This is a genomic window from Burkholderia sp. Ac-20365 (genome assembly GCF_017104715.1).
Lineage (GTDB): Bacteria > Pseudomonadota > Gammaproteobacteria > Burkholderiales > Burkholderiaceae > Paraburkholderia.
On the sequence record NZ_JAAGPI010000001.1, the window covers coordinates 638,871 to 653,038 of the forward strand.

Genomic DNA, 14,168 nt, shown 5'->3' on the forward strand with positions numbered 1-14,168 from the left:
GCGCTTGCGCCAGGGAGGCGAAATGGAACGTGCTGTGCGGTATCTTGCGACTGCATTGCTGACGGCCTGCGCGTTATCGGCCGCGCTTCCTGCGACCGCCCAGGACGCGGGCGAGATCAACCGTACGCTGCTCGCCGCCGCAAAAGACAGTGACCGCGCGAGCGTGCTCGCCGCGCTCGATCGCGGCGCAGCCGTTGATTCAATGACGAGGATCGGCGATACGCCGCTGCTGACCGCAAGCAAGAAAGGCGATGCCGATATCGCGCGCGTGCTGGTCGAGCACGGCGCGAACGTGAAGCATGCAAATGCATCCGGTGTAACGCCATTGATGGCGGCGGCGTACGGCGGCTATGACAGCATCGTTGCGTTGCTGCTCACTCGCGGCGCGGATCCGCTCGCGACGGATCGCGTCGGCAAGACGGCAATGGAATACGCGGCAGGGCAGGGCCAAACGCAAGTGGTGAGGCAGTTGCTCGATGCGGGCGTCGACGTGAACCGCCGCTACAAGAACGATCTCACTGCGCTGATGTGGGCAGCCGGATACGATCGCGCGGACACAGTGAAGCTGCTGCTTTCGCGTGGTGCCGACGAGTCGCTCAAGGATAACCGCGGCATGACGGCAAAGGACATCGCCGCGCAGACTCAATCGAATCAGGTAGCAAATCTGTTGTCCGCGCATTAAACCGGTTTCGGTTGATTCGATTTCCGATTGTGTCGAATGAACAACCGATTATTCAATTCGGCGATATTAATTGAACAATAAAATATTTAGCCGATTTCAATACGATTTTTTCAATAGTTGTATCTGCAATTTCCGAACCTATGCACCCCGCATAGCAAGTAAAAACGCGCCTTGACAAAGCCCTGCGCGACCTCCTATTTTTCCTCTGCCACCGATCATTACCAAATCTTTCTCGAACGGAAAACGCTAAAGAGTCAGTACAAGTTACCGGTATCGTTTCTGATTATGTAATTAGGCATCCGAATAATTAGAAAATTAAGTAATCTGTATCAAGACTGTTAGAAATTAGAAAGTTTAATGTCAGCCGCTTTGTGTGCCGACGAGTTCTGCACCGCTGTCTGTTTCCTATTGCGCCTCACCGGCGAGGGCGGCCTTTGTGTAGCGGCAACTTATTATCACAGGGACAGAAATGAAACCAGACCGTAGCACGAGGGACAGTCGCCGGCGTCTGGGGCGGCTCGCCGCGCCTTGCGCGATGTCGATCGCGATGCTGGTTCTCGCGGGATGCGGCGGAGGCGATGGCAATCCCGCTTCGTCGGCCGCTAGCGCGATGAGCCAGGCGTCGCCGCAAGCGCTCGCGCAGCAGCAGGCGCAACCGCAGGCGGCCAACCAGCCGTACACCGACCCGATTCCCTATTCGCCGCATGCGAACGACGGCCTTGCCGCATCGCAGGTCGCGGAGAAGGCAGCCGTGATGCATTACCAGTGGAAGTCCGGCAAAACGACGATCAACTACACCACGACGACAGGCCACCTGACGGCCGCCGACGCAAGTGGCAAACCGGAAGCCACCATGTCCTACGTGGCCTACACGGCGCCTGGCTCGAACGGCAAGCCGCGTCCGTTGACCTTCGTCTATAACGGCGGTCCCGGTTCGTCGTCGATCTGGCTGCGGCTCGGCTCATTCGCACCGACGCGTGTCGCGACGCCCGACCCGTTGCTGACCAACTGGCCGAACTATCCGCTCGTCGATAACGCGGAGAGCCTGATCGACACCACCGACATGGTGTTCATCGATCCTCCCGGCACGGGGCTCTCGGAAGCGATCCTGCCTTTCACGAACCAGCAGTTCTGGGGCTGCGATTCCGACGTCGACATCATGCGCGATTTCATCATCCGCTATCTGGCCGCCAACAATCGCGGCGGCTCGCCGCTCTACCTGTACGGCGAGTCATATGGCACACCGCGCACCGACATGCTCGCGCTGGCGCTGGAAACCGCAGGCGTTCCGCTGACGGGCATCGTGCTGCAGTCGTCGATTCTCAACTACTTCGCCGATTCGATCGAAGCAACGGCGATTTTCGGCACGAAGGAAGGACTCGTACTCGACACGGATACGCTCGCCGGCTATTACCCCGGCTATGCGGAGGTCGCGGCGTACTTCCGGCAGGTGTCGCCGCCGCTGCTCGACCAGGGACTGTTCGCGCTGCAATCGGAAATCTTCGCGACCGGCCAGTACAACCACTTCCAGCAGTACGCGGAGACCTGGACGCTGAGCCAGTTCGGACTGCCCGGTTACTTCGACCCGCCCGTGTACCCGGCGACGCGCACCTTGCAGTCATGGGAGTGGCCGTCGAGTCTCACGCTGCATGCGCTGCAGGCTTACTTCGATCCCAACTCGTTCAACCTCGCGCTGATTCCGGGTTCGACGATCGGCCGTTACGACGGACGTGTGGTGTTGCCCAATTCGGACCCGCGTCTGCAGACGGACGGCGACCCGTCGGACATCCTGATCTCGCAGCCGTTCACGACAGCGCTCGCCACGCAGATGCCGGACTATCTCGGCTACACTGCGCCGAACGCGACGTACCAGCCGTTGAACGACGAGATCATCGAAGTGTGGGACTTCTCGCACGACGGCCAGGCGCTGCCCGACACCTTGCCTGATCTGCTTGGCGCGATCCAGCTCAATCCGAAGCTCAAGGTGCTGGCGGAGAACGGCTATCACGATCTCGCCACGCCGTTCTTCACGACGGAAAAGCAGCTGGCACGTCTGCAAACGGTGCCCCGGCTGAACCCGAACCTGCAGGTGAACTTCTTCCAGGGCGGGCACATGATCTATCTGGACGATGTCGCGCGTCCGAAGATGAAGAGCGATCTGGTCGACTACTATCGCGGGCAGCCGATTCCGCTCGCGCTGTCGCTGTGGACCTTGCCTGCGCCGTGGCGCGACGAAGCCCCGGCCGGCACGCCAACGGCGACCGCTCAGGCTGCGGCGACGCAATAAGTTTCAATGGAACAGATCCCCGCGTATCGCGGTGCGATGCGGGGATCTCCGGCTCATCTATTCAGGGCGAGTGATCATGTCTCCAATCACCAGGTTATTGCGCATTGTTCCCGTCGTCGTGACGCTCGGTGCAGTGATGGGCAGTGCGCAGGCGGCGACCCAGGCTGTCGCGCCTGTGACGTTGCCGAAGGGCAATCACGGCGTCGACGGTCCGTTTTTCCCGAGCAAGCGCGCGGCTGCGGTCATGCCATCCACGGGCACGCAATTGCAGCAGCAGGCGCAGCAGCGTATCGACGCGCGTATGGGCGGCAATTCGGTATTGAGCAATGGCGCGTCTGTTACCAAAGCACAGGCGCAGAGCAGCGGGCTGGGTTTTATCGCACAGCATTTCGATCAGATCGACACCGCGCGTTCGGGCAGAGTGTCGTTAAGCGATGTGAAGCAGTATTTGCAGAAGCAACAAGGGCAGTGACAAGGGTCGTAAATCAAGCCCGCGCATCGGTGGTCGCCGATGCGCGGGAAAAAAGAGTGTTCCGCGTCTTACACCCCCAGCAACGCGCGCATATGCGCGCGCGTGCCGCCCGCGAGACCTTCCATGCTGTACCCGCCTTCGAGTATCGACACGATGCGCCCCTTGCACGTCTCTTCAGCGATCTGCACCAGTTCTTGCGTGATCCAGTGAAAGTCGTCGTCGTCGAGCCGCAGCGCGGCGAGGGGATCGAGACGATGGGCATCGAAGCCCGCTGAAATGATGATCAGTTCGGGGTTGAACTCACGCAAGGCAGGCAGCATGTCGGCCTCGATGCGCGAGCGGAACAGGTCCGAATCGCAGCCGGGCGGCAGCGGCACGTTGAGAATATTGTGGCTGACGCCCGTTTCCGCCGCCTTGCCCGTGCCGGGATAGAGCGGTGATTGATGGCTCGATGCATAGAACAGTTCGGGCCGGTCATAGAACGCCGCCTGCGTGCCGTTGCCGTGATGCACGTCGAAATCGACGACAGCCACGCGCTCCAGCTTGTGCACGTCGTAGGCGTAAGCGGCCGCGATGGCCGCCTGATTGAAGATGCAAAAGCCCATCGCCTTGCCGGGTTCCGCGTGATGCCCGCAGGGACGCGTCGCGCAGAACACGTTGCGCGCGTCGTCGTTGAGTACGGCATCGACGCCCGCGCATGCGGCGCCCACGCAGCGCATCACCGCTTCCCACGAACCCGGCGACATGATGGTGTCACCGCCATCGAGCGGCATATAGCCATGGCTCGGCGCAATCTCCGCCACTTCGTCGATGAAGTCCTGCACGTGGATCAGTTGCACCTGTTCCAGCGTGCCCATCGGCGCGTCGCGCCATTCGAGCGCGGCGAATTCCGGCGCGCGCAGTGCTTGCAGCACGGTCTTGAGCCGCTCCGGCGATTCGGGATGATGCGGGCCGGGCTTGTGATTCAGGCAGGCGTCGTGCGTGTAGACGAGAGTGGGCGGCATGAGGTACTGATGCCCTTGAAGAAAGGCATCGTCTCCTTGGCGTGGATGTTTTCGAAGGTGGGGCACGCGCCTTGCAGCGCCAGCGGCTCCAGTGTAGTGATCAAGTGTAAGGTCGCGGCTTTTGCGCCGAACAATCAAAGAAACTTTGGCAGGCTATAGACATTCGTTTATGGAAGCGCGACGCCGCGATCGCGCCGCACTTCGTTTGGCGTTTTCCCGGTCCAGCGCTTGAACGCGTGACGAAAACTCACCGCGTCGCTGAAGCCGAGCGTCAGCGCGATGTCGTCGATGCTCAGCGCCGTCGTGCTCAGATAGTCCATCGCCAGCGCCTTGCGCACGCCCGTCAACAGTTCGCTGTACGACGCGCCTTCCGCCTCGAGCTTGCGGCGCAACGTGCGCGACGTCATGCACAGGCTCTCGGCGATCTGTTCGATATCCGGGAACTTGCCGGGCGTGCGCGTCAGTTCCTGATAGACGCGCCGCGTGACGCCCGCATGCCAGCGAAACTGTTCGACGAGCCGCGCGCACTGCGTCGAGACCTGCGCAGCGGTAATCGGATTGGCAAGCTGCGGCGCGCGCGACAGCCACGCGGCAGGGTAGCTCAACAGATTCTGCGGCTGCCCGAACGCAAGCGGACATTCGAGCACATCGGCGAGCAGCGCCGCATGGGGCGGCGGTTCCTGCGTGAACATCGCGCGCGCGGGGACGCACCACGCGCCCATCACGTCCTTGATGACGGTGACGTGCACAGCAAACTGCAGGTCGATCAGAAAGTGGTACAACGGCTCGCCGATCTCAGGCAGGCGCACTTCGTCGCGATTCGGGAAAATCCACGAAGCGGCATCGTCATGTTCGATCCAGCGGATATCGAGCATCCCGTTGGCGAGCTGGTGATATTTGACGGCGGTGTCGAAGGTCTTCGAGAGGGCTTCCGAACACAGCAGCGCATAGCCGTACATGCCATAGCTCGACGCATGCAGGCGGCAGCCGACACGCACGCCGAGGTCCGGCGCGTCGCACAGCCGGACGGCATTGCGGGCGGCAGTGAGGAATTGCAGCGACGAAGTCAGCGTAAACGGATTGCCGACCGCTTCGACGTCGAGTTCGGTGTCCGCGAGAACGGCCTTCGCGTCGATACCGGCTTCCGACGTCACCTCGAGCAGCGCGACGAGCTTGGACGGAGCAAAGCGCCTTTCGCCCCAACCGATTTCCGTTGGCGCGTGCGTGACAGGCTCGTCTCGCGGCGGGTTGGGCGTCGCATCGGCGAGCGCGCGGTGTTGCATGAATGAGTCCTGTGTCCGAATCGATACCAGTTGCGTGCGCGGAATTTTGCGCCGGAAAGCCTCCGGTTGCCATAGGGTTCACCCTTATTCTGGCCCGTCTGTCTGCACCTGAGCGCGACCGTACGCTCAGGGCGACACGCACAGCTTGTCCGTTACGATCACCAATTCGGCCGCATCGATCATTTGCAACAGCAAATCCGCTTGCGATAGTTACATCTGCATAAAAGATCGATCAGGAGACACCGTGGACGACATCCGATTCAGCGCCCGCCCTTGCATGAGTTCATCCAGGGAGCGCCGCGCGACCCGCCGCCACTGGCTCGCGTCGTATGGCGCAATCGCGGCGGAGATCGATGCCGATCGATATCCATCCATCAATGCATTGCTCGGCGATGCGATGCGCGAATACGCGGCAAGGCCCGCGTTTCGCGCGTTCGGTCAGACGTTGACCTATGCGGACATCGACCGGCTGTCGTCGGCATTCGCCGCATATCTGCAGAAGGTGGCGGGCGTGCGCAAGGGCGACCGCGTGGCCGTGATGCTGCCGAACCTGCTGGCGTTTCCGATCGCGTTCATAGCGATTGCGAAGATTGGCGCGGTGCAGGTCAACGTGAATCCTTTGTACACGGCGCGCGAACTCGAGCATCAACTGAACGACGCGGGCGTCGAAACCATCGTGGTGTTCGACGGCTCCACGCGCACGCTTGCCGAAGTGGCCGGCCGCACGAAGATCCAAACGGTGATCACGGCAGGCGCGTGCGATGGCAGCGGCGCAGTGCTTCCCGGACCCGCCGTCGACCCGGCGCTGCGTGCCACGATCACGCTGCCGCAAGCCATCGCGCAGGGCGAAAAGCTCACAGCCGATCCCGTCGACGTCACCGGCGACGATCTGCTCTTTCTGCAATACACGGGCGGCACGACGGGGCTGTCGAAGGGCGCGGCGCTGTCGCATCGCAACCTGGTCGCGAACATCGAACAGTTCAAGGCCTTCATGCCCGATTCGCTGCGGCCAGGCGTCGAGGTCGTCGTCACGGCGATTCCGCTGTATCACATCTTCGCGCTGACGGTGAACTTCCTCACGTACTTCTCGGTTGGCGCGGAGAACTGGCTGGTCGCCAATCCGCGCGACATCGATCCGTTCATCGACGTGCTGAAGGCCGCGCGTCCCACCATCTTCGTCGGCGTCAACACGCTGTATGCGGGGCTCGCCGCGCATCCGCGTCTCACGGAAGTGGACTGGTCGCGGCTGAAGCTGTCGGCGGGCGGCGGTGCGGCCGTGATCGATATCGTCTCGGCGCGCTGGAAGTCCGTGACGGGCAGCTTCATCCGCGAAGGCTATGGCCTGTCGGAGACGTCGCCGGTGGTGTCGTTCAACCCGCAGTTCATCGACGAATTCACGGGCAACACGGGTCTGCCCGTCCCATCCACCGACGTCAAACTGCTCGACGACGACAACCGCGAAGCGGCCGTCGGCGAGCCGGGCGAGATCTGCGTCAAGGGCCCGCAAGTGATGCGCGGCTACTGGCAGCAACCCGAGGCGAACGCGCGCGCGTTCACGGCGGACGGCTACTTCCGCACCGGCGATATCGGCGTGTTCGACGACAAGGGCTTTCTGAAGATCGTCGATCGCAAGAAGGACATGGTGATCGTGTCCGGCTTCAACGTGTATCCCAACGAAGTGGAAGCCGTCGCAACGGCGTTTGCCGGCGTCGCCGAATGTGCGTGCATCGGCGTGCCGGACGAGAAGACGGGCGAAGCGCTGCGGCTCTTCGTAGTCGCGGCGCCGGGCGCCGACGTCACGCAGGAAGCGCTGATCGCCCATTGCCGCGCGAGCATGGCGGCGTACAAGGTGCCGAAAGTGGTTCATTTCGTCGATGCACTGCCGAAGTCGACGGTCGGCAAGATTCTTCGCCGAGAATTGCGTCGCGTCGATTGATGAACTGAAACTCGCGCCAGCCGTTTGCCGTTTAACCGGTTACGGGCATAAGCTCGCTCATGTGACAGGCTGTGGCCGCGACGCGATCCGCGTCACGGAGCCACGCGTTCGACGTGAAGCGCTCCTTTACTCGCGAGGGTGAGCGATGAGCCGAGTGACCAGCGATCGCGACCCTGCCGGCGGCGGCCGCGTCAATCCGTTGCTGCGCCGTGTACCCGGTATCGCCGCACTGCGTAAGTATCAGCGCGCATGGCTGTCGCACGATCTGATCGCGGGCGCCGTGCTCACCACGGTGCTCGTGCCTGCCGGGCTCGGTTATGCGGAAGCCGCGCGCCTGCCGGCCATCACGGGCCTCTATGCGACGATCGCGGCCATGGTCGCGTATGCGGCGTTCGGTCCGAGCCGCATTCTCGTGCTCGGACCCGACTCGGCGCTGGCCGCGCTGATCGCGTCGATCGTGCTGCCGATGGCGGGCGGCCGCCCTGAACAGATGCTGGCGCTGGCGGGCATGCTCGCCGTTCTGTCGGGCGTGTTCTGCATTGCGGTCGGCGTGTGCCGCCTCGGCTTTCTCACCGATCTGCTGTCGAAGCCGATTCGTCAGGGCTATCTGAACGGCGTCGCGCTGACGGTCATCATCAGCCAGGCGCCGAAGCTGCTCGGCTTCGATGTCGAGGGCAGCAACCTGCTGCAGGAAGCGGGCGGCCTCGTGCGCGGCGTGTTCGACGGCAAGCTCAACGAAGTGACGTGTCTGATCGGCGGCGCGTGCCTGGCGGTGATTGTCGCGTGCAAGCGCTGGCTGCCCGCCGTGCCGGGAATACTCGTCGCGGTGGTCGGCGCGACGCTTGCCGTCGCGCTGCTCGACCTGCACCGGCAAGCGGGCGTAGCCGTGGTCGGCGACGTGCCGCAAGGCTTGCCGATGCCGTCTTTCCCCATCATTTCGTTCGATCAGATCTTGGCGCTCGTGCCCGGTGCGATTGCCATCGGGCTGATCGCGCTCGCCGATATCAGCGTGCTGTCGCGCGTGTTCGCGGAGCGCAGCGGCGAGCATGTCGACCGCGATCAGGAACTGGTCGCGCTCGGCATCGCCAATATCGCGGTGGGACTATTCCAGGGCTTTCCCGTCACGAGCAGTTCGTCGCGCACGCCTGTCGCCGAATCGGCGGGTGCGAAGACGCAGTTGACCGGCATCGCCGCCGCGTTGTGTGTCGCCGCGTTGCTGATCTTCGCGCCGACGCTGCTGCGCACGCTGCCCGCCGCCGCGCTGGGTGCCGTGGTCGTCGCGGCAGGCTTCGGGCTGTTCGAGTGGCGCGACGTGTTCCGCCTGCTGCGCCTGCGCCGCAGCGAGTTCGTGCAGTCGATGGTGTGCTTTGCGGGCGTCGCGCTGATCGGTCCGATCCAGGGCATCTTCATCGCCGTGGGGCTGGCGCTGATGGCCTTCGTGTGGCGCGCGTGGCGGCCTTACGACGCCGTGCTCGGCCGCGTCTACGGACGCAAGGGCTACCACGACATCACGCGGCATCCCGACGCGCGGACCATTCCGGGGCTGGTGCTGTATCGCTGGGATGCGCCGCTGTTCTTCGCGAATGCGGAGATTTTCCGCGACCACGTGCAGCGCGCAATCGGGACGGCGGCCACGCCTGCGAGCTGGGTCGTCGTGGCCGCCGAGCCGATCACGGACGTCGACGTCACGGCCAGCGAGATTCTGCGCGACTTTCATGCGAGCCTGCGCGAGCGGCACATCGAACTCTGTTTCGCCGAGATGAAAGGGCCCGTCAAGGACATGCTGCGGCGCTACGGCCTGTTCGACGCGATGGGTGAACAACATTTCTTCCCGACGCTCGGCGTGGCCGTGGATGCGTATCTGGAGCACCACGATGTCGAGTGGCGCGACTGGGAAGACGAAGGCAAGCCCGCGTGACGCTTCAAGGCCGCGCGTTCACTGCACGGCAGCAACCGGCACGCTGATCGAAATGTGAAAACCTTCGCCCGGCGAACTGGCGAACGACACGGTGCCCTGAAGCTGCCTGATGCGCTCGCGGATGCCAAGCAGCCCGAACGACGCGCTGCCCGCAGGCAGATTCAGCGTCGCGCCGACGCCGTTGTCCTCGATATCGAGCGTGACGAGATCGCGCGTGCAGGCCAGCTCGATGCGCACGCGGCTCGCGCCCGCGTGCCGCACGACATTGGTCAGCGCTTCCTGCACGATACGAAACAGGTTGGTGGACGCGAATTCGTTGAAGTGCGGGTCGTCCGCGTCGATATGCACGGTTGCCACGACACCGTAACGGCGCGTGAAGTCTTCGGCGAGCCATTCGAGCGCGGCCGTGAGGCCCAGGTCGTCGAGCAGCGGCGGGCGCAGGTCGGAGGCGATGCGGCGCAGCGACATCGCCATCGCGTCGATCTCCTTTTGCAGCGCGCGCGTTTGCGGCACGAGCGGTGCCGTTTCCGTCTTCGTGGCCAGCGTTGCTTCCATCAGCGCGACGCTCATTTTCAGCGCGGTCAGTTGCTGTCCGAGATCGTCATGCAATTCGCGCGCAATGCGCTTCTGCTCGTTTTCGCGCGTGATCTGCACTTGCGCCGCCACTTCGCTCGCGCGTTCGAGTTCCGCGAGCCGCATGCGGTCGGTCATGTCGCGCGTGACCTTCGCGAAGCCGAGCAACCTGCCGCCCGCGTCGCGCACGGCGGAAATGGCGACATTGGCCCAGAACCGCGATCCGTCGCGCCGCACCCGCCAGCCTTCGTCCTCGACGCGTCCTTCGGTCGCGGCGATTTCCAGTTCGCGCGTGGGCTTGCCGGCGGCGATGTCTTCCGGGGTATAGAAGGTCGAAAAATGACGGCCGACGATCTCGTCGTGCGTATAGCCCTTGATGCGCTGCGCGCCCGAATTCCAGCTTGCGACGTTGCCCGCGGGATCGAGCATGAAGATCGCGTAATCCTGAACCGCTTCGATCAGCAGGAAATAGCGGTCTTCGAATGGCGCATCCGATATGGACGCAGCCTGGTCGCTGCGGGACGGCTCATTGCCCGATGTGGCCATCGTGGTTCCCGGCGGTGGACGAGAGGAAAGCTGATTTATATCAGTTCACCCACGCTTGTTCCAGTTTGCCGCCCGTACGGATGTCGCGCGAGGCGGCGAGCCGAAGCCCGTGCGCGTTGATGTGGGTCAAGCGGGTCGCCGCGTGGATCGGTACGCTGATGGTACGGACCCGCGCGAGACTTGCTCTACGCATCGGATGAAAAAGCCAGCAACGGGAGGCGATGGTGGGCATCGGCATGCAGATCGACTATCTGGGCTGCAGCGCGACGGCGTTGCTCGAAGCGGAAGCGGCGACGCAACTGGTGCGCCTGCAGCGTTTCGGCGCGTTGCTGTCGGACTGCCATCTGGCGATTGAAGCGCTGCGTCTGCGCTCGGGTCAGCCGCTCTACGATGTGCGCCTCGACCTTGTGACGGCGACGCACGAACTGCAGCCGATCGGCCGCCACGCCTCGGAGAATGCGGAAGAGGCCGTGCGCTGTGCATTCGACGCCGCCGAACGTACTTTGCAGACAGCGGCGTTCATCTCAGCACGCAGCCGCTGACGGCCGGGCGACTGGTTCAGAATTCGTCGGCGAAGACGCCGTGTTCCGGCGCGCAATCGGTATCGTCGATCCACTGCACATGCCATTGCCCGACAACGGGCGCGCGATCCGCGCCGCAATGCCAGAGCACACGGCCCGATTCGCCCTCGAATGGTCCATCCACGGCAAGCAGATCAAGGCCCTGCAATTCGCAGCGCGCATCCCCGTCCGTGGCGTCCAGAACGCGCGTGCACTCGTGCGATAGCGCGAGCGTTCCCCATTCGGGCAGGTCGATCACGGCGTGACCTTCGCGCGACCATTTGCGCGCGTCGCGGTCGAGCCAGAGAATCGCGTAGACGGACGGCTCGGCGCATTCGAACGTATCGAGGTGGAGGGTGATTCTCATCGACGGCTCCTTTTCTGGCAGACGGGCAAGGGCGGCATGCGCGCGGCGCGTTACGTCGCGTCGGCGCGGCTCATGCATTCAATCTACCGTGTGTCCGTTGCTAAAAATTGAGGCACGTCAATCGCTGCCGACATCGACATGCGGCAAAGTGCGGCAGCCGCGCGGTTGGACGAGCACGTCAGGCGATCACGTCCGACAGCGGTCGTCTTCCCGCATGTGCGGTGCGCGGGCCTCGCCCGACGCGCAACAGCAGTTGCGGCGTCGCGTCGAGGTGCAGCAGGCCGCTGATCTGCACGCGCAGCGTCGTCACTTCGATCGGCTGGTTCAGGTACGAGGCCGTCAGGCCTTCTCCCACCGCGACCAGCAGCATGCGCTCCAGCGCCTGCCCGGCGGCAAGCCACGCTTCGCGATCGTTGCGCAGGGTCGCGATGCCGACGATCAGCGGCGAGCCGTCGACCAGATGCCGATGCGTCGCCGGCACCCCAGCGCCTGCGTCGAACACGCGCACCACGGCGGAGACGAGCGGCACCGCGAAATCGAGCAGGCCGCTCACGGCCGCACCGTAGGCGGGCATCCCGTCGTCGTGGCGGCGCGGATGAATCCATGCCGCGAGTTCGCGCCGGAAGCGTGGGTCGGCAAACTGGGTATGGTCCGCTTCCGCCACCAGATGCGCGACCGCCTGGCGGTCGGTGCGCGCATGCAGGCACGCGGCGAGCGCGCCTTCCGCTTCGCAGGCGTCGATCAACCTTTGTCGCACGGCCTCGGGAACGGGTTCGTCGGCGAAGGGTGCGCGCGTGGTTGCACGCTGCGTGATCGCGTCGAACAGCGGCGCGATGGTGGCGTCGCCATGACCGTGGCGCGATACCCGCACCAGCGCGACGACGTCGGGATCGGCTTCCGATGGAAACAGCGCGATCGCATAGGCGAGCCCGAAGTGGCTCAGCGCGACGCGCAGATTGAAGAGCGCGGCGCCGCAGCTCATCAGCAGTTCGCGATCGAACGGATCGACGACGGGCAGCGCGCGCAACCGGTCCGCGCACACCTGCACCGTGTCGCCGTCGATCAGAAAGCGCCACGGCTGCGTGTTGTGGCTGGAGGGCGCGAGCACCGCGTAACGCAGCGCAAAGCGCAATTGTTCGGCGAGCGGCGCGGCAGGGTCGAACTGCGTTGCGTCGATCTCCCACGCGGAAGGCGGCGTAGCGTGAACCATCTGGGCCTCTCTCCCGATCCGGGCGAAGCGTGCGCTGTAGACCCGCGCTATACCCGCGCGAGACCCTCAGGATCGACGATACGGATCGTCTTGCCGTTTGCATCCACGAGCCGTTCGCGCTGGAACTTCGAGAACATGCGGCTCACGGTTTCGAGCTTCATGCCGAGATAGCAGCCGATCTCTTCACGCGTCATGCGCAGATTGAATTCGGCGGCGGAAAAGCCGCGCGCCTTGAAGCGCCGCGACAGATTCAGCAGAAACGTCGCCACGCGCTGCTCGGCGGTCATCGTGCCGAGCAGCATCATCTGGCTGGACTCGCGCACGATCTCGCTGCTCATCATCTGATAGATGTGATGCTGCATCGGCTTCAGTTCGCGGCACACGGCTTCCAGTTGCGCAAACGGGATGATGCAGACCACGCTGTCTTCGAGCGCGATTGCGTCGCAGTTGTGATGCGCCGCGCCGACGCCGTCGAGTCCCAGCGCCTCGCCGGCGATCTGGAAGCCGGTCACATGCTCGCGGCCGTCGCGATGCATCACGATGGTCTTGAACGAGCCCGCGCGCACCGCGTAGATGCTCTGGAAGGCGTCGCCCGCGCGGTAGAGCGTGTCGCCGCGCCTGACGGAGCGCGTCGAGCAGATGATCTCGTCGAGCCTCGCCAGTTCCTGCGCGCTCAGGTCGGCGGGAATGCACAGCGCGCGCATCGCGCAGGCGGAACAACGCGGCGCGCGCTGGGCGCGTTGCTGTGGCGCTTCGGCTCGCGACACGGGGTGAATCGGCACCACGCGGCCCATACGCAGGGTCTGAGGCTCGCTGCCGGATACGGTTGCGGAGGGACTTGCGGCAAGCATGATCGGCTCCTGTTCAGGCTCGGGGCGCGCGTTGCGCCTCGGCAATGCCTGCAATGGTGCGGCAGGCTGCATCGAATTCAGATGTCTTGTCGAAGAAGAAATCGGCGCCCGCCGCCTGGCAAGCGTCGCGGAACGCACGCGCGATGTGGTTGGTCAGCACGATCTTGACGACGGCCGGATGCAGGCGGGACAGCGTGCTGATCAGTTCGAGGCCGTTGCCGTCCGCGAGACGCAGATCGAGCACGACGATGTCCGCTTCAGACGCGCGGATACCCGCCAGCGCCGCGTCGCCATCTTCGGCTTCCCCGGCAATCTCTACGCCCGCAATCGCGTCGAGCAGACGCGCGAGCCGGCGTCTCACTTCGACGGCTGCGTCGACGAGATAGACCTTGGCGGCGAGGGCTGGCATGGCGGTATCCATGTCCAGCAGTATCGGCGGCCGTATCTCAAAAATGTATAGGACGGGATGGAAACGTGAC

Annotated in this window: 13 protein-coding genes; 6 read left to right on the forward strand and 7 right to left on the reverse strand. The window is 64.0% G+C overall.

What is annotated here, in order from left to right:
* The first annotated feature begins 22 nt into the window (after positions 1-22).
* The 3 genes from G3O01_RS02690 to G3O01_RS02700 all read left to right on the forward strand — a co-directional run bounded on the left by G3O01_RS02690 (position 23) and on the right by G3O01_RS02700 (position 3,441).
* Positions 23-682, forward strand: a complete 660-nt coding sequence (locus G3O01_RS02690) for an ankyrin repeat domain-containing protein (protein ID WP_205802884.1) — start codon at positions 23-25, stop codon at positions 680-682.
* Positions 683-1,151: 469 nt separating this feature from the next.
* Positions 1,152-2,969 carry a peptidase S10 gene (locus tag G3O01_RS02695; RefSeq protein ID WP_205802885.1) on the forward strand — a complete coding sequence of 606 codons (1,818 nt, stop codon included), beginning with the start codon at positions 1,152-1,154 and terminating at the stop codon, positions 2,967-2,969.
* Positions 2,970-3,045: 76 nt separating this feature from the next.
* Positions 3,046-3,441, forward strand: a complete 396-nt coding sequence (locus G3O01_RS02700) for a 2-oxoglutarate dehydrogenase (protein WP_205802886.1) — start codon at positions 3,046-3,048, stop codon at positions 3,439-3,441.
* A gap of 68 nt (positions 3,442-3,509) precedes the next feature.
* Here G3O01_RS02700 and G3O01_RS02705 read toward each other — a convergent pair whose 3' ends face one another.
* Positions 3,510-4,445 (reverse strand): histone deacetylase family protein, encoded by a 936-nt coding sequence (locus G3O01_RS02705; RefSeq protein ID WP_205802887.1) that lies wholly within the window; start codon positions 4,443-4,445, stop codon positions 3,510-3,512.
* Between the two features lie 167 nt (positions 4,446-4,612).
* Positions 4,613-5,728: an AraC family transcriptional regulator gene (locus G3O01_RS02710; RefSeq protein ID WP_205802888.1), complete on the reverse strand. Its 1,116-nt coding sequence runs from the start codon at positions 5,726-5,728 to the stop codon at positions 4,613-4,615.
* Positions 5,729-6,005: 277 nt separating this feature from the next.
* On the opposite strand from G3O01_RS02710, the gene G3O01_RS02715 reads away from it, so the two are divergent.
* Both G3O01_RS02715 and G3O01_RS02720 read left to right on the forward strand, forming a co-directional pair.
* Complete coding sequence (locus tag G3O01_RS02715; RefSeq protein WP_205803090.1) at positions 6,006-7,664, forward strand: AMP-binding protein; 1,659 nt, start codon at positions 6,006-6,008, stop codon at positions 7,662-7,664.
* Positions 7,665-7,809: 145 nt separating this feature from the next.
* Positions 7,810-9,582 (forward strand): SulP family inorganic anion transporter, encoded by a 1,773-nt coding sequence (locus G3O01_RS02720; protein ID WP_205802889.1) that lies wholly within the window; start codon positions 7,810-7,812, stop codon positions 9,580-9,582.
* Positions 9,583-9,600: 18 nt separating this feature from the next.
* On the opposite strand, the gene G3O01_RS02725 is transcribed toward G3O01_RS02720, so the two are convergent.
* On the reverse strand, positions 9,601-10,701 hold the full coding sequence (locus G3O01_RS02725; protein WP_205802890.1) for a sensor histidine kinase: 1,101 nt from the start codon (positions 10,699-10,701) through the stop codon (positions 9,601-9,603).
* Between the two features lie 224 nt (positions 10,702-10,925).
* Between G3O01_RS02725 and G3O01_RS02730 the strand changes: the two genes are divergently transcribed.
* Positions 10,926-11,243, forward strand: coding sequence for a hypothetical protein (locus G3O01_RS02730; RefSeq protein ID WP_205803092.1), 318 nt, complete (start codon positions 10,926-10,928; stop codon positions 11,241-11,243).
* A gap of 16 nt (positions 11,244-11,259) precedes the next feature.
* Here G3O01_RS02730 and G3O01_RS02735 read toward each other — a convergent pair whose 3' ends face one another.
* From G3O01_RS02735 to G3O01_RS02750, 4 genes are all read right to left on the reverse strand, one after another.
* The gene (locus G3O01_RS02735) at positions 11,260-11,628 is read right to left on the reverse strand and encodes a DUF3564 family protein (protein WP_205802891.1); all 369 of its coding nucleotides are present in this window, start codon (positions 11,626-11,628) and stop codon (positions 11,260-11,262) included.
* Positions 11,629-11,806: 178 nt separating this feature from the next.
* A complete protein-coding gene (locus tag G3O01_RS02740) occupies positions 11,807-12,838 on the reverse strand; it encodes a nitroreductase family protein (protein WP_205802892.1) in 1,032 nt (343 codons plus the stop codon).
* Between the two features lie 47 nt (positions 12,839-12,885).
* Positions 12,886-13,632, reverse strand: coding sequence for a fumarate/nitrate reduction transcriptional regulator Fnr (gene fnr / locus G3O01_RS02745; RefSeq protein WP_241023625.1), 747 nt, complete (start codon positions 13,630-13,632; stop codon positions 12,886-12,888).
* 70 nt (positions 13,633-13,702) lie between these two features.
* Positions 13,703-14,110, reverse strand: a complete 408-nt coding sequence (locus G3O01_RS02750; protein WP_205802894.1) for a response regulator transcription factor — start codon at positions 14,108-14,110, stop codon at positions 13,703-13,705.
* Positions 14,111-14,168: the final 58 nt, after the last annotated feature.